This is a genomic window from Mesorhizobium sp. ESP-6-4 (assembly GCF_020164735.1).
In the GTDB taxonomy this organism is placed as follows: Bacteria; Pseudomonadota; Alphaproteobacteria; order Rhizobiales; family Rhizobiaceae; genus Mesorhizobium.
Genome location: NZ_JAIUGS010000016.1, coordinates 102,139 through 116,368, shown reverse-complemented (window position 1 = coordinate 116,368; position 14,230 = coordinate 102,139). Strand labels below are relative to the sequence as shown.

General features: G+C 65.1%; 14 protein-coding genes and 1 pseudogene. 6 read left to right on the top strand and 9 right to left on the bottom strand.

Annotated features, from left to right (window positions below; all coding sequences use genetic code 11):
• Window positions 1-225: 225 nt before the first annotated feature.
• Entirely contained in the window at window positions 226-549 is a 324-nt protein-coding gene (locus LB523_RS23160) for a hypothetical protein (protein ID WP_095770189.1), read from the bottom strand.
• Between the two features lie 177 nt (window positions 550-726).
• On the opposite strand from LB523_RS23160, the gene mbfA reads away from it, so the two are divergent.
• On the top strand, window positions 727-1,710 hold the full coding sequence (gene mbfA / locus LB523_RS23155; protein WP_140847109.1) for an iron exporter MbfA: 984 nt from the start codon (window positions 727-729) through the stop codon (window positions 1,708-1,710).
• 169 nt (window positions 1,711-1,879) lie between these two features.
• Here the strand turns inward: mbfA and LB523_RS23150 are convergent, their stop codons facing one another.
• Together LB523_RS23150 and LB523_RS23145 are read right to left on the bottom strand one after the other, a co-directional pair.
• On the bottom strand, window positions 1,880-2,224 hold the full coding sequence (locus LB523_RS23150; RefSeq protein ID WP_224607281.1) for an antibiotic biosynthesis monooxygenase family protein: 345 nt from the start codon (window positions 2,222-2,224) through the stop codon (window positions 1,880-1,882).
• Window positions 2,221-2,589 (bottom strand): NIPSNAP family protein, encoded by a 369-nt coding sequence (locus LB523_RS23145; protein ID WP_224526185.1) that lies wholly within the window; start codon window positions 2,587-2,589, stop codon window positions 2,221-2,223. Before LB523_RS23145 ends, LB523_RS23150 begins: the two co-directional genes overlap by 4 nt.
• 168 nt (window positions 2,590-2,757) lie before the next feature.
• Here LB523_RS23145 and LB523_RS23140 point away from each other — a divergent pair, with 168 nt between their 5' ends.
• The gene (locus tag LB523_RS23140) at window positions 2,758-3,432 is read left to right on the top strand and encodes an ArsR/SmtB family transcription factor (RefSeq protein ID WP_224607279.1); all 675 of its coding nucleotides are present in this window, start codon (window positions 2,758-2,760) and stop codon (window positions 3,430-3,432) included.
• 236 nt (window positions 3,433-3,668) lie between these two features.
• Here LB523_RS23140 and ligD read toward each other — a convergent pair whose 3' ends face one another.
• The 3 genes from ligD to LB523_RS23125 all read right to left on the bottom strand — a co-directional run bounded on the left by ligD (window position 3,669) and on the right by LB523_RS23125 (window position 7,634).
• Window positions 3,669-6,170: a DNA ligase D gene (gene ligD, locus LB523_RS23135; RefSeq protein WP_224607277.1), complete on the bottom strand. Its 2,502-nt coding sequence runs from the start codon at window positions 6,168-6,170 to the stop codon at window positions 3,669-3,671.
• Between the two features lie 12 nt (window positions 6,171-6,182).
• A complete protein-coding gene (locus tag LB523_RS23130) occupies window positions 6,183-7,046 on the bottom strand; it encodes a Ku protein (protein ID WP_224607274.1) in 864 nt (287 codons plus the stop codon).
• A gap of 81 nt (window positions 7,047-7,127) precedes the next feature.
• Entirely contained in the window at window positions 7,128-7,634 is a 507-nt protein-coding gene (locus tag LB523_RS23125; protein ID WP_095770182.1) for a ferritin-like domain-containing protein, read from the bottom strand.
• Window positions 7,635-8,031: 397 nt separating this feature from the next.
• Between LB523_RS23125 and LB523_RS23120 the strand changes: the two genes are divergently transcribed.
• The 4 genes and pseudogenes from LB523_RS23120 to LB523_RS23110 form a co-directional block, all read left to right on the top strand.
• Complete coding sequence (locus tag LB523_RS23120) at window positions 8,032-8,178, top strand: hypothetical protein (RefSeq protein WP_095770181.1); 147 nt, start codon at window positions 8,032-8,034, stop codon at window positions 8,176-8,178.
• A gap of 2 nt (window positions 8,179-8,180) precedes the next feature.
• A complete protein-coding gene (locus LB523_RS29295) occupies window positions 8,181-8,306 on the top strand; it encodes a hypothetical protein (RefSeq protein ID WP_263481806.1) in 126 nt (41 codons plus the stop codon).
• An 85-nt stretch (window positions 8,307-8,391) separates the two neighbouring features.
• A complete protein-coding gene (locus LB523_RS23115; protein ID WP_224607271.1) occupies window positions 8,392-8,838 on the top strand; it encodes a thiol-disulfide oxidoreductase DCC family protein in 447 nt (148 codons plus the stop codon).
• A gap of 30 nt (window positions 8,839-8,868) precedes the next feature.
• A pseudogene (locus LB523_RS23110) lies at window positions 8,869-10,461 on the top strand (DUF4166 domain-containing protein); the annotation flags it as partial.
• A 44-nt stretch (window positions 10,462-10,505) separates the two neighbouring features.
• On the opposite strand, the gene LB523_RS23105 reads toward LB523_RS23110, so the two are convergent.
• The 3 genes from LB523_RS23105 to LB523_RS23095 all read right to left on the bottom strand — a co-directional run bounded on the left by LB523_RS23105 (window position 10,506) and on the right by LB523_RS23095 (window position 14,184).
• On the bottom strand, window positions 10,506-10,883 hold the full coding sequence (locus tag LB523_RS23105) for a DUF1850 domain-containing protein (protein WP_224607267.1): 378 nt from the start codon (window positions 10,881-10,883) through the stop codon (window positions 10,506-10,508).
• Complete coding sequence (locus LB523_RS23100) at window positions 10,880-13,003, bottom strand: TRAP transporter permease (protein WP_224607263.1); 2,124 nt, start codon at window positions 13,001-13,003, stop codon at window positions 10,880-10,882. Before LB523_RS23100 ends, LB523_RS23105 begins: the two co-directional genes overlap by 4 nt.
• 221 nt (window positions 13,004-13,224) lie before the next feature.
• Window positions 13,225-14,184, bottom strand: coding sequence for a TAXI family TRAP transporter solute-binding subunit (locus LB523_RS23095; RefSeq protein ID WP_224607262.1), 960 nt, complete (start codon window positions 14,182-14,184; stop codon window positions 13,225-13,227).
• Between the last annotated feature and the right edge of the window lie 46 nt (window positions 14,185-14,230).

Below are 14,230 nucleotides of genomic sequence, written 5' to 3'. Positions count from 1 at the left end.
CGTCGCAAGGAAGCTCCTGGTCGTCCTCAACGCTATCATTCGCGACAAAACCGCATTCGCATGAACACAGTTGCCATGCCGTGACGTCCGTGACGCGCGAAAGCGGACCAGAATTGGGTCGCCTTTACAGCGAATTTGGAACGATTGTTCTGCACCGCCGCATTCTACGGCAGAAGTCACGGCATGGATCCTCGGGTCAAGCCCGAGGATGACGAAAGCGCAGGTTCACCCCAGCAGCGTCTTCGTCCTTTTGCTGCCGCCCAGCTTGCGCCAGGAGTTGAAGCGGTGGGTGGCGGCGGCGAAGGATATCTTCATCTGCTGCGAAACCGTGTAGCGCGACTTGCCTTCGTCGAACATGCGGTAGCAGCACTCGGCGCCTTCCTCGGTCAGCTTGCCGTCCGGCGTCTTGTTGTGCGGGTTGGCCGGGTCGAATTTATCGAGCTGTTCCTCGACAAGACCTTTCAGGCGCTGCAGGTCGGCCTCGATGCTGGCGATGAGATCGAGAACCGGCTTGGCGTCAAATGCGTGCGGGGGCTTCTTGTCCGTCATGCCGGGCGTCCTTCAATTTCGGTGGCGGTCAGTTATATAGGCAAACATTCGGCAATAATGAAGGGTTTGGTCTCCGTGGGATCAGCATTCGCGCGCTCGCAGCCCGCGCCGTTGGCAATTGACCTTCAACTGCCAAGATCATAGTTTAGAACAATTCTAAACTAGAGTGATCCCATCATGCTTTCCCGTGTTTTCGGCTTCGGCCGCCGTTCCTTCGATTCGCTTTCGGAGCAGGAGATCCTGGCGCTGGCGATCTCCTCCGAGGAGGATGACGGACGCATCTACCGCGCTTATGCCGATGGCCTGGCGCAGGACTTTCCGCAATCGGCAAAAGTTTTCGAGGCGATGGCCGAGGAAGAGGACGGCCATCGCGATTCGCTCATCGAGCTTCACCGCAAGCGCTTCGGCGAGCGCATCCCGCTGATCCGACGCGAGCATGTGAAAGGCTATTTCGAGCGCAAGCCGGACTGGCTGGTGAGGCCGCTCGGCATCGAGCATGTGCGGCGGCAGGCCGAGGAAATGGAGCGGCAGGCCTATCGCTTCTATGTCGAGGCGGCCAAGCGCACCACCGACGCCTCGACGCGCAAGCTGCTCAATGACCTCGCCGCGGCCGAGCAGGGTCATGAAAGCTCGGCGCATGAATTGGAGCAGCAGCATGTGCCGGGAACCGTCAAGGTGGAGGAGGCGACGGCAGAGCAGCGCCAGTTCATCCTCACCTATGTGCAGCCCGGGCTGGCCGGGCTGATGGACGGCTCTGTGTCGACGCTGGCGCCGATCTTCGCCGCGGCGTTCGCCACGCACGACACCTGGCAGACGCTTCTGGTCGGCCTCGCCGCCTCGATCGGCGCCGGCATCTCGATGGGTTTCACCGAGGTCGCCTCCGACGACGGCAAGCTGTCGGGGCGCGGCTCGCCGCTCAAGCGCGGGCTGACGGTCGGCCTGATGACTTCGCTGGGCGGCCTCGGTCACGCGCTGCCCTATCTGATCCCGCATTTCTGGACGGCCACTGCCGTGGCGGCGGTGGTGGTGTTCTTCGAGCTCTGGGCGATCGCTTTCGTCCAGAACCGCTACATGCAGACCCCCTTCTGGCGCGCCGCCTTCCAGGTGGTGCTGGGCGGCGCGCTGGTGTTCGGGGCGGGCGTGCTGATCGGCAATGCGTAGCGCCGGCGCTCTCCTTCTCCCCTTGTGGGAGAAGGTGTCGCCGAAGGCGACGGATGAGGGGTGCTCCAGGGAAAGCAAGCGTCTCACTCCGCTGGAACACCCCTCATCCGTCTCGGCGCTTGCGCGCCGATCCACCTTCTCCCACAAGGGGAGAAGGGAAAGGCGCGCTTCAGCCATTCACCTCGCGGCTATCCTGCGGCGCCTCGGCCCTTTCCTCCATCCCATAGTCGCGCATGACATGGGCGATGCGCAGACGGTAGTCGGCAAAGAAGCCGCCGCGCCCGGCTTTCTGCGCCTGCCGGTGCTCCTCGGTGTTGCGCCAGGCCTTCACCGCTTCCTCGTCGCGCCAGAAGGACAGCGACAGCACCCGCCTGGGGTCGGTCAGGCTCTGGAAGCGCTCGACCGAGATGAAGCCGTCGATGCTCTCGAGCAGCGGCTTAAGCTCGGCGGCGATGCCGAGATAGGCATCGCGCTTGCCTTCCGCCGGCTCCACCTCGAAGATGACAGCGATCATGTCTCGACCCCTTCCTTGACAACCACGTCGGTGCGAAAGACCTGTCTCGGCCCGTGCGGCCCGGACACCAGCTTCAGGAAGACGCGGTCTTCCTTCAAGATGAATTTCTCGCGCCGCGCGAATTCATAATTTGCCTTGCCCGCCGGGTCGGCGGCAAGCCGGGCGCGATAGCCTTCATAGGCCGCGAGGCTCTCGATGTTGTAGGCGGCATAGGCCGTGGTGGCGGAGCCTTCATGCGGGGCGTAATAGCCGATCAGGTCGGCGCCGCAGCGCGGAATGGCCTGGCCCCAGGCCCGCGCATATTGCTCGAACGCCGCCTTGCCGAACGGATCGATCTCGTAGCGGATAAAGCAGGTGATGGTCATGTCGGTCTCCTCGTCGGCTGGTTTTGGACGACGACGGTTCGACCGCGGTCGAAACATCGCTTGCGCCTTTGTGCTAGGCATTCTCCTGTCAGGAGAGTTTGCCGCGCTGCTTGAGCCGACCGCAGAATAGTGCTTCCCTGACAGGAATGCTTCGATGAGGATCGAACCATGCGTGAAGGACCCGACATCGCCCGCATCGCCAGCCTGGTCGGCGACCCGGCCCGCGCCAACATGCTGAACGCCCTGATGGGCGGTACGGCGCTGACGGCGTCGGAACTGGCGCTGGAAGCCGGCGTGTCGCTGCCCACCGCTTCCTCGCATCTGTCGAAGCTGATGGATGGCGGCCTGCTGACCTTGGCCAGCCAGGGCCGACACCGCTATTACGGTCTCGCCGGCGCGCAGGTGGCCGGCATGATCGAGGCGATCATCGGCGTCGCCGAAGCGGTCGGCCCGAAGCGCGTGCGGCCGGGACCGCGCGACGCGGCCATGCGCGTGGCGAGGGTCTGCTACGATCACCTGGCCGGCGAGCAGGCGGTGGCGATGCTCGACCGGCTGCTCGACAGGAAGCTTTTGCTGCGCGACGACAACCAGATCAGGCTCTCGCCGTCCGGCGCCGCGCATTTTTCCGCGCTCGGCATCGAGACCGGTGTCAAGGCGCGGCGGCCGGTTTGCCGCGCCTGCCTCGACTGGAGCGTGCGGCGATCGCACCTCGCCGGCACGCTTGGTGCGGCCATCCTCGACAAGATCATCGCCGAGAAATGGGCGCGGCGCGAAAAGGACAGCCGCGCCGTGGTGTTCTCGCCGATGGGCAAGCAGGAGTTTGAGCGGGTGTTTCTGGCGTAGGGTCACGCGCAAGCGATACCTTCGCAATGTCGGCGCGAGGCGCCCCCCTCTGGCCTGCCGGCCATCTCCCCCTCAAGGGGGGAGATTGGCAGTTCTGGCGCTCCGCCATTCTTGCAACGTTGGAGATTGGCGAAACCGGCTGAGCGATTAATCTCCCCCCTAGGGGGGAGATGGCCGGCAGGCCAGAGGGGGGCGCGAAGGATCGCGGCTTTGCCGGCTCTGCCGTCCACGCAAACCTACCCCCGCTTCAGTGGCTTCCCCAGCTTGAAGAACTCCTTCCACGGATCGGCCTTCTTCAGCTGTGCCAGCGTGGAAGCATCCCCAAGCGGGAACGCATTCGGCGCCAGGCCCTTCTTTATCTCCGGCCAGGTTGCCGGCATCGATATCGTCGCGCCCTTCTTGGCGCGCGAGGAATAGGGCGCGACGGTGGTCGAACCCCTGCCGTTGCGCAGATAGTCGACGAAGATCTTGCCGGTGCGCGCCTTCTTCGACAGCGTCGCCGTGTAGCGGTCGGGCGCGGCCTGCTCGAGCGCGCGGGCGAAATCATGGGCGAAATCCTTGACCTCGTCCCACTCCGCCGACGGCTTCAGCGGCACCAGCACGTGATAGCCCTTGCCGCCTGAGGTCTTGACCAGGTTCGGTAGCGATAGCTCGTTGAGCTGCTCGTGGATGTCGAGCGCCGCCTCGCGCACGCGGCCGACATCGACGCCTTCATCGGGATCGAGATCGAAGATGATCTGGTCCGGCTTTTCCAGCTTATCGATCGTCGAGCCCCAGATGTGCACCTCGACCACGCCGTACTGGACAAGCGCGGCCAGCCCGTCGAAATCCTTGATGAACAGTATCTCCTCGCCATCGGTCGGATCCTTCATCCTGGCGATCTTGTCGCTCATGCCGGGCGAGGCGTGTTTCTGGAAGAAGCGCTGGCCGTGGATGCCGTCCGGTGCCCGCACAAGGCTCAGCGGCCGGTTGACGACGAATTCTGCCATGCGCGGCCAGACCAGAGCGTAATGGTCGAGCAGGTCCCGCTTGGAAACCTTTTCGTCGGGCCATAGCAGCTTGTCGGGATGCGAGAGCTTGATCGAGGTCTTCGCCGTTCCGGCCGAGGGTTTCGGCGCGGTCTTTGCACCCGGCTTCGCCCCGGTTTCGGCCTTCTTCGGCTGTTCCTGCACGACTTCCTCCGCCGGCTTGTCCTCGCGCAACCCCTGGAACGAGGCGTGCCGGATTATACGGTCGGAAGTCCAGCTGCGGAACTCCACCTCGCCGACAAGTTCCGGCTTGACGAAGGTGAGGCCCTTGCCCTTGGGCACGGCGGCCGAGAACGGCGAGGCCGTCGCCTTGAGGCCGTCGAGCTTCTTCTTCAAATCCGTCATCACCTTGCCGGAAAAGCCGGTGCCGACACGGCCGGCATAGTGCAGCTTGCCGCCTTCGTTGAACCCGACCAGCAGCGAGCGCAGGCCGCGCCCGGTCTTGTCCGAGGGCAGATAGCCGCCGATGACGAATTCCTGGCGCAGCGTGCATTTGGATTTGATCCAGGAGAGCCCCCGCCCACTGCGGTAGGGCGCGTCGGCGCGTTTCGACACCACGCCTTCCAGTCCCATGCGGCAGACATGCTGCAGCATGACCTTGCCCGGCTCGTGGAAATGGTCGCTGAAGCGCAGCGCCGAATGTTCGGGCTGCTGGCCCAGCAGCTCTGCCAGCGCCTGCTTGCGTTCGACCAAGGGTTCGCGGCGCAGATCCCTGCCGTCGAGCCGCATCAGGTCGAAGACATAATAGACGAAGCGGTCGGCGCGTCGGGCCGACAGGTCCGCCTGCAGCAACGGGAAGGATGACACGCCGCTGTCGGCCAAAACCACGATCTCGCCATCGATGATGGCGTCGCGGCATTTCAGCCTGGCAAGCGCAGCGGTGACAGGACCATCGAATTTGTCCGTCCAGTCGAGACCGGCGCGAGTGAGCAGCCGGACCTCGCTGCCGGCGATCTGCGCCTGCATGCGGTAGCCGTCGAATTTGACTTCATGCAGCCAGTCCTCGCCGGCGGGCGCATCCTTTTCCAGCGTCGCCAGCTGCGGCTCGATGAATTCGAGACGCTTGCCAGGCCCGGCCTTGGTCTTGGGGGCAGCCGGCCTGTTGGATTGCCAGACTTTCGACTTCTCGCCCCTAGCGGTCTTGCCTTCGCCCACCTCCTCGATGGTCAGGCCCGACTTCACCGATCTCGGTTCCTCCTCGAGAACATCCTCGCCGGGTCGGGCGGCGGCATCGTCGGATTTGATCAGCAGCCAGTTGTCGCGCTTCTCGCCCGGGCGGGGCCGCAGCCTGACCAGATGCCAGCGGCCGTTGAGCTTGTGGCCCTCGAGCTCGAAGTCGATATGGCCCTTCTTCATGCCCTTGGCCGGATCGCCTTCCGGCGTCCACTTGCCTTCGTCCCAGACGATCACCGAGCCGCCGCCATATTGGCCCTTCGGAATGGTGCCTTCGAAGGACGCGTAGTCGATTGGGTGATCCTCGACATGCACGGCCAGCCGCTTCTCATGCGGATCGAGGCTCGGGCCGCGCGTCACCGCCCAGCTCCACAAGACGCCGTCATGCTCAAGCCGGAAATCATAATGGAGCCGCGTGGCGGCATGCTTCTGGACGACGAAGATGCCGCCGCCTTGCTTTTGCCTGCCGACCTTGCCGGCCGGCTCGGCGGTCTTCTTGAAGTCGCGCTTGGCGTGATACTGCTCGAGGCCGGCCATGCCGCCATCCTCCTATGCGGATTTGCGTTTTGGCGCGGCCTTGCTCTTGCTTTTCCCGGCCGCCGCTTTCGATGTGGCCTTGCCGGCTTTGCCGCCGCCTTCCGCGTTCAGGCTCTTCTTCAACGCATCGAACAGGTTGACCACATTGGACGGCTTTGGCTGCGCCTTGGCCTTGGGCGCCTTCTTGCCCGCCTTTTTGGCGCGGATCAGCTCAAGGAGCGCCTCCTCGTAGCGGTCGTCGAATTTCGACGGGTCGAACTTCGTCTTCTTGCCGTCGATGATGTGCTGGGCCAGGTCGATCATCTCCTTGTCGGTCTTCGCCGCCGCGATGTCCTCGAACACCGTCGCCGGCCGGCGCACCGTGTCGTCGTAGCGCAAGGTGGTCAGCACCATGCCCTTGCCGAGCGGCTCGATCGCCACCGGCCGCTCGCGCCGATAAAGCACGATGCGAGCAAGTCCCGCCATCTTCCTGGCCGCCATCGCGTCGCGGATGACGGCGAAGGCTTCTTGCGACACCTCGTCCGCCGGGGAAACATAGTAGGGCGTGTCGAGGTAGATCTGCTCGATCGAGGATTTCTCGACGAAGCCGTCGAGGCTCATCGTGTGCGAGGATTCGATCTGCACCGCCTCGATCTCGTCCTCCTCGATATGGACGAAGTCGCCGTCGCTCACCTCATAGCCCTTGACCTCGTCGCCCTCCTCAAGCGGCTTGCCGGTGCCCGCATCGACATAGATGCGCTTCACGGTGTTGCCGGTCTTGCGGTTGAGGATGCGGAAAGAGACTTTCTCGGCATGGGTCACGACGTTGGTGAGCTCGATGGCGCATGTGACCAGCGACAGTTTGAGATAGCCCTTCCAAGCCGGGCGTGGTGCCATTGCGAACTCCTGCGCGATGCGGTTTCAATCGCAACGGACAGGGGTTCGCTTGGGTTCCGGGCGGGCTGGCCACGCAGCCTGCTATTCGGCGGCCTGCAGGTTGACCTTGCTTTCCGCGATTTCGGTGAGCTTGCGGTCCGTCGCCTCTTCTTCCTTGAGGTTCTTGGCCAGCACGTTGGCGCAGTCGCTGCGGCCGAGCTGCTTGGCCCAGGCGATCAGCGTGCCGTAGCGCGTTATCTCATAGTGCTCGACGGCCTGGGCGGAGGCGATCAGCGCGGCATCCAGAACCTCCTTGTCGTCGACATCGCCGCTGACTTCGTCAGCCTCCGCGAGGATGCCGTCGATGGCCGGGCAATTGACGGTCTTGGCCTTGACGCCGTGCAGCTCGAACACCTGCTCGACCCGCTCGATGTGACCCTTGGTCTGCGCGAGATGCTTCTCGAAGCCGCCCTTCAATTGCGGATCGGTCGCCTTGTCGATCATTTTCGGCAGCGATTTCTCGATCTGCTTCTCGGCATAATAGATGTCGCGCAGCGTGTGGATGAAGAGGTCGTCCAGCGTCTTGATGTCTTTCGAAAAGAAGCCCATGGCGGTTGCCTTTCCATGTTTCGCATTGTCGGGAAGTTGCGCGGCAGAGGGCCGCCAACACGGCCGGTTCGCCCCGGCCTTGCGGTGTCAACGTCGTGTTCCGGGACAGGTTCCTGCCCGCCCAGACGCGCGAGAGGAAATTTCCTGTCGCCGGGCAAACGTGAAACAGATGCGCGCGCAAGCGACATCGGAACGAAACATATGTGATGCAAAAGTCACACGGAGCGGAATCGCGACGAAAGGCGCCGAAAGACCCCGAATCAGCCGCAATCCCGCCACGAAGCAACGTGTTTCGGACCAGAAATTAACATCACGTTCACCGACTATTCACGCCTCGACGCTATGCTCTCGAACAATTCGGACGGGACATCCGAAAGCGGGACAGGGACCAGGTAAAATGAACTTCTGGAATCACATCGCCGGCTATGCCGCAGCCATTCGCGAATTCGTCGCGCCGACCTATCGGCCGGAGCGCTATTACATGCGCGGCCCAGGGCCGGCCTGCGCGCGCCGCGGCAACTCGCTGGGCGTCGGCGTGAACTGATCATGACCCGCGAACGAGCCCACCATGGCCGCATCTGCCGGCCGGCCGCCGACCAGCGCGCCACCACCTATCGCGCCGAGCGGTTGACGCTCGCCGGCAACTGGCGTGCGACAACGCCGCGACTTTGACGCCGCCGCCGGCTGCCTTAGTGTCTCCCCTAGCTTAGTGTCCCCTTGGTACAGCGTAAGGGGGTCACAAGCAGCCGGGGCCGCCATGACCGACCTGCCCGAACGTCCCATCTTGCCGCGCCGGGCCTATGACGCCCGCCAGCCGCTGATCGTGTTCGACGGCGTCTGCGTGTTCTGCTCGGGCTTCGTTCAGCTCATCCTCAAGCTTGACCGGAAAAGACGTTTCCGCTTCGCCACCGCGCAGTCGCCGCTCGGCGAGGCGCTGTTTCGCGAGCACGGCCTGCCGACCGACGACTACGACAGCAACCTCGCCATCATCGACGGCGCGGCCTTCACCAAGCTCGACAGTTTCGTCGCCGTCATGGACGCGCTCGGCTGGCCATGGCGCTCCGCGAAGGCGCTGCTCATCCTGCCGCGGCCGCTGCGCGACTGGCTCTATGACCGCGTCGCCAAGAACCGCTACGCGCTGTTCGGCCGGAAAGACAGTTGCGAGATACCCTCGGCCGAGTTGCGGGAGCGATTGATCGGCTGACGGCGGTTACGGCAGGCTTGGGGGCAAGGCATGAAGCTTCTCATCGTCGGCGGCTACGGCACCTTCGGCGGACGCATCGTCCGATTGCTGGAGAACGAGCCACGCCTCGAGCTCATCATCGCCGGCCGGTCGCTCGCCAGGGCCGAGGCTTACTGCAGAGGACGGGGCGCGACCGAGGCCAGGCTTGTACCGACGGCATTCGACCGCGACGGCGACCTTGCCGCGCAACTCGCCAGCATGCTGCCCGACATCGTGGTCGACGCCAGCGGTCCGTTCCAGGCCTATGGCGAGGGGCGCCACCGGCTGGTCCAAGCCTGTATCGGTGCGCGCATCCACTATCTCGACCTTGCCGACGGTTCGGACTTCGTCGCCGGGGTATCAGCCTTCGACGCGGCGGCTAAGGCGGCCGGCGTGATGGTGCTCTCCGGCGTGTCGAGCTTTCCTGTGCTGACGGCGGCGGTCGTGCGGCGCCTTTCGGCCGGCATGGTGCGTGTCGACGGCATCCGCGGCGGCATTGCGCCATCGCCCTTCGCCGGCGTCGGCGAGAACGTCATCCGCGCCATTGCAAGCTATGCCGGCCGGCCGGTGCAGATGCTGCGGGGCGGCAGACCGGCCGAAGGTTATCCGCTCACCGAGCAGATGCGCTATACGATCGCGCCGCCCGGGCGCGTGCCGTTGAGAAACACGCTGTTCTCGCTGGTCGACGTGCCGGATTTGCGCGCGCTGCAGGCGTTGTGGCCGGAAACGAAGATGATCTGGATGGGCGCCGGCCCGGTGCCCGAGCTGCTGCACCGGGCGCTGATCGGCCTGGCTTGGCTGGTCCGCGCTGGCCTGGTGCGGTTGCTGTCGCCGCTGGCGCCGCTGATGCATTGGGCGACCAACAGGCTGTCATGGGGCGAGCATCGCGGCGGCATGTTCGTCGAGGTCGACGGCGTGGACGAGGCCGGCAGGCCGATCAAACGGTCCTGGCACCTGTTGGCCGAGGGCGATGACGGGCCGCTGATCCCGTCCATGGCGGTCGCGGCGATCATCCGCAAGGCGCTCGACGGCCGCATGCCCGCGCCGGGCGCCCGGGCAGCAGTGCGCGACGTCGAGCTCACGGAGTATGAAACGCTGTTTGCCGGCAAGACGATTTGCACCGGCTTCAGGGACGAGACCGGCAAGGGGAAGGCGCTCTATCCCGATCTGCTCGGCGATGGGTGGAAAAGCCTTCCGGCTGAAATCCGCGCCATGCATGAGGGAGCGGCGATGGCGGACGGACGCGCCAGCGTGGAGCGCGGCGGCGGCATTCTTAGCCGGCTTGCCGCCCGCATGGCCGGCTTCCCACCTGGCGCGGCCGATGTCCCCGTCAAGGTGCGTTTCGCTGCCGACGGGCACGGTGAGACCTGGACGCGGACTTTCGCAACGTACGGTTTTTCGAGCCGGCAGTTTGCCGGGCGTGGCCGATCGGAGCGGCTGCTTTGCGAGCGCTTCGGCCCGCTCACCTTCGCCATGGCGTTGGTGGCGGGCAAGAACCGCCTGTCGCTCGTGCTGCGGCGCTGGAGCTTTCTCGGCCTGCCGCTGCCGATGTGGCTTTGTCCGCGCTCGACCGCGTACGAAACCGTCGAGGACGGCCGCTTCCGCTTCCATGTCGAGATATCGCACCCGGTCGCCGGGCTGATCGTGCGCTACCGCGGCTGGCTCGAGCCGTCGCACGGTTCGAGCACGGTGGGTTCGCCGGCCGTCTCGCCCAATTCGCGGCAGCCGGCGGCCGTGCACAGCGTCCAACCCTTCCCGGTGGCGCCGGACGCTGCGAGCACCAGGCGCGGCTGGGGTCCGATCCGTGGCGCATAGACCCACCAGCCGCTGCGCAGCACCGAGCCCTCCGGCGGCTCCATGCCGGCGCCGGAGCCCTTGACCCGCGCCTCGACGGCCTGCAGCCCGGCCGGCGACACTTTCCAATCCTCCTGCCAGCGCGTCCGTTCCACCGAATGCGTCCAGGACAGCGTGAAGGCGGCGACGGCAAGCGTCACCGTTTTGCCGGCGGCAAGGATGCACAGGCTCATGCGGTCCCCGCCGTGGACAGCCGGCGGGCGCGCCACCAGTGCCAGCCGATCCAGACAAACGCCAGCGCCCAGCCGGTCTCGTCGGTGAGCGGCAATGCGGCCACCAGCAGCAGGCCGGCGCAGAACGCGACGAGACGCTCCCACCAGGCCATGCGGCGGGCGAGGAAGCCGACGGCGGCGGCGCCCCAGAGCACGATGCCCATGCAGGCCTTGACGAGGATATAGCCGACCTCGACGGGATAGCCGAACGACGCCGCGATGGGACCGGCGTCCTGCAGCATCAGCGCCGGCGTGTAGACGGCCATGAACGGCACAACGAAGCCGGCAATGGCGAGCTTGGTCGCCTGGATGCCGATCTTGAGGCCGCTTTCCTTGGCCATGGGTGCTGCCGCAAAGGCGGCGAGCGCCACCGGCGGGGTCAGGTCCGCCATGATGCCGAAATAGAAGACGAACATGTGGCTGACCACCAGCGGCACGCCGAGCGACAGCAGCGCCGGGCCGGCAAGCGAGGAGGTGATGATGTAGTTCGGGATGGTCGGAATGCCCATGCCGAGAATCAGGCAGGTGAGCATGGTCAACACCAGCGACAGGAACAGATTGTTCTCGCCGATCGAGATGATCCAGCCGATGAAGGTGGAAGCGATGCCGGTGAGCGTCAGCGTGCCGATGACGATGCCGACAATGGCGCAGGCGATGCCGACGGGCAGGGCGTTCTTGGCTCCTTCGGCAAGCGAGTCGACGCAAATGCGCAGCGTCTCGCGGCCGCCCTTGAAGGCGAGGCAGGCAATGACGAGCGCCGCGATGACGAGGCTCAGCACATTGACGCCGAAGCGCATGAAGGACGCCGCGGCAAGCCCGAGCGCCAGCCAGAAGACGAAGCGAAAGGCAAGCGGTCCGATCAACGCTGCCAGCGGCGTGCCGAGGATGAGCACGACGGTCAGCGCAAGGCCCATCGTGCCGGCGAAGATCGGCGTGTAGCCGGCAAAGAGCAGATAGACCAGAACGGCAAGCGGCAGCACGAGCGGCCAGTGCTTCCTGACCGCTTCCCACGGATTGGGCAGCTCCGCCTTGGCCATGCCGTGCAGGCCGGCCTTGCCGGCTTCCAGATGCACCTGCCAGAAGCAGGCGCCGAAATAGAGCAGCGCCGGGATGATCGCCGCCTTGACCACCTCGGCGTAAGGGATGTTCAGCGTCTCGGCCATGATGAAGGCGACGGCTCCCATCACCGGCGGCATGATCTGGCCGCCCATCGAGGAGGTCGCCTCGACCGCGCCGGCGAAGGCGGAGCGGAAGCCGAAGCGCTTCATCAGCGGGATGGTGAACTGGCCGCTGGCGACGACATTGGCGACGCCCGAACCGGAGATGGTGCCCATCAGCGCCGACGACAGCACGCAGACCTGGGCCGGGCCGCCGCGCCACGAACCGACGAGACCGAGCGCGAAATCGTTGAACAGCGCGATCATGCCGGCCCGTTCGAGGAAGGCGGCAAAGACGACGAAGATGAAGATATAGGCCGCCGAAACATAGACCGGCGTGCCGTATATGCCTTCGGTGCCATAGGCGAAGGTGTCGACAAGCTGCGCGAAATCATAGCCGCGATGGATGAAGGGCGGCGGCAAATGATTGCCGACGAAGCAATAGGCGAGGAAGATGAAGGCGATGACCGCCAGCGGCAGGCCCATCAGCCGCCGCGCCGCCTCGAAGACGAGCACCACCAGCAGTGCGCCGACGATCAGGTCCGGCGTCGTGAGGAAGCCGGAGCGGCGGATGAGGTCGGCATAGAAGACCCAATTGTAGAGGCCGGTGGCGAATCCCAGCACGCCAAGCACCCAGAAGCCCACCTTCGCCGCGGCGCTCCTGGCGCGCAGATTGGCGATCAGGCCGAAACCGAGCAGCAGCAGGAAGCCGACATGCATGGCCCGCACCACCTGGCTGGGCAGGCTGCCATAAGCGGCGATGTAGATCTGGAAGACCGAAAAAGCGACCGCAATCAGGAAGGCCGCCTTGCCGGCGAGGCCTTCGCCAAAACCGGGCGGCAGGCCTTCGACTTGTTCCTCGGCGACGGGAAGATGGAACGTGGGCGGGTTGTCGTCGCTTGTTGCGGGCTTGGCTTCGCTCATCCGACGGTCTCCAAGACGAACGAATGACAGTGCGAGGCACCCCCCTCTGCCCTGCCGGGCATCTCCCCTGCAAGGGGGGAGATCGGAAGCGTCAATGACGGCGCTCTTCCTGCTACATCGGCGATTGGCGAAGCGCGCGGCGACAGCCAATCTCCCCCCTTGCGGGGGAGATGGCCGTCAGGCCAGAGGTCTGGCGAAGACATCTCAGACTGCCCCGCCCCCTACTTCAGCAGCCCTTTTTCCCTGTAATATTTCTCCGCGCCGGGATGCAGCGCCACGGGCATGCCGTCCAGCGCCTTGGCCGGATCGATCGCCTTGGCGGCGGCATGGGCGGCTACCAGCTGGCCGAGATGCTCGAACAGCAGCTTGGTCATTTGGTAGGCGGTCTCGTCGGAGACGTCGGCCCGGGTAATCAGGAAATTGCCGACCGCGGCGGTCGCGACATCCTGCGTCTGGCCTTCATAGGTGCCTTTCGGGATAACCACGGAAAGATAGGGCGCGCCGATCTTGGCGACGTCCTCGGCCGGCACGGCGACGACGTTGATGGGAACCGAGGTGGCAAGATCGCGGATGGAAGCGACGCCGAGGCCGGCCGACTGCAAGGTGGCGTCGAGCTGGCGGTTCTTGATCAGCTCGACCGATTCGGCGAAGGGCAGGTATTCGACCCGTCCGAGGTCCTCGTATTTTAGACCGGCGGCGGCGAAGATGGCGCGCGCGTTGAGCTCGGTGCCGGAGGCAGGCGCGCCGACCGACAGGCTCTTGCCCTTGAGGTCGGCGAGCGTCTTGATGCCGGAGTCCTGGCTGGCGACGATCTGGATGTAATTGGGATAGATCGCGGCAATCCCGCGCAACTTGTCGAGCTTGCCCGGGAAGCCGGCCTCCGTGTTGCCTTCGGCAGCCATCTTGACCGAATCGCCGAGCGCAAAGGCGATCTCGCCCTTGCCCTGCTGCAGCAGGTTGAGGTTCTCGACCGACGCTTTCGTCGCCTGAACCTGCGTGCGGGCGCCTTCGATGCCCTTGCCGTAAATCTCCGACAGGGCGACTCCGAGCGGATAGTAGACGCCCGACGTGCCGCCGGTGAGCACATTGATGAATTCCTGCGCCCCGGCCGACACGGCGCCAAGGCCGAGCGACAAGGCCAGCGCGCCGGCGGCAACAAGCTTGGTCCTGAAATTGAACATCGCGATTTCCTCCCTGAAATGCCGGCCCGCAATCCGCCCCTCCTGG

What these genes read in the sequence shown, in the direction of transcription:
- LB523_RS23160 (WP_095770189.1), bottom strand. Translation starts at nt 549, where the DNA reads ATGACGGACAAGAAGCCCCCGCACGCATTTGACGCCAAGCCGGTTCTC.
- mbfA (WP_140847109.1), top strand. Translation starts at nt 727, where the DNA reads ATGCTTTCCCGTGTTTTCGGCTTCGGCCGCCGTTCCTTCGATTCGCTT.
- LB523_RS23150 (WP_224607281.1), bottom strand. Translation starts at nt 2,224, where the DNA reads ATGATCGCTGTCATCTTCGAGGTGGAGCCGGCGGAAGGCAAGCGCGAT.
- LB523_RS23145 (WP_224526185.1), bottom strand. Translation starts at nt 2,589, where the DNA reads ATGACCATCACCTGCTTTATCCGCTACGAGATCGATCCGTTCGGCAAG.
- LB523_RS23140 (WP_224607279.1), top strand. Translation starts at nt 2,758, where the DNA reads ATGCGTGAAGGACCCGACATCGCCCGCATCGCCAGCCTGGTCGGCGAC.
- ligD (WP_224607277.1), bottom strand. Translation starts at nt 6,170, where the DNA reads ATGGCCGGCCTCGAGCAGTATCACGCCAAGCGCGACTTCAAGAAGACC.
- LB523_RS23130 (WP_224607274.1), bottom strand. Translation starts at nt 7,046, where the DNA reads ATGGCACCACGCCCGGCTTGGAAGGGCTATCTCAAACTGTCGCTGGTC.
- LB523_RS23125 (WP_095770182.1), bottom strand. Translation starts at nt 7,634, where the DNA reads ATGGGCTTCTTTTCGAAAGACATCAAGACGCTGGACGACCTCTTCATC.
- LB523_RS23120 (WP_095770181.1), top strand. Translation starts at nt 8,032, where the DNA reads ATGAACTTCTGGAATCACATCGCCGGCTATGCCGCAGCCATTCGCGAA.
- LB523_RS29295 (WP_263481806.1), top strand. Translation starts at nt 8,181, where the DNA reads ATGACCCGCGAACGAGCCCACCATGGCCGCATCTGCCGGCCGGCCGCC.
- LB523_RS23115 (WP_224607271.1), top strand. Translation starts at nt 8,392, where the DNA reads ATGACCGACCTGCCCGAACGTCCCATCTTGCCGCGCCGGGCCTATGAC.
- LB523_RS23105 (WP_224607267.1), bottom strand. Translation starts at nt 10,883, where the DNA reads ATGAGCCTGTGCATCCTTGCCGCCGGCAAAACGGTGACGCTTGCCGTC.
- LB523_RS23100 (WP_224607263.1), bottom strand. Translation starts at nt 13,003, where the DNA reads ATGAGCGAAGCCAAGCCCGCAACAAGCGACGACAACCCGCCCACGTTC.
- LB523_RS23095 (WP_224607262.1), bottom strand. Translation starts at nt 14,184, where the DNA reads ATGTTCAATTTCAGGACCAAGCTTGTTGCCGCCGGCGCGCTGGCCTTG.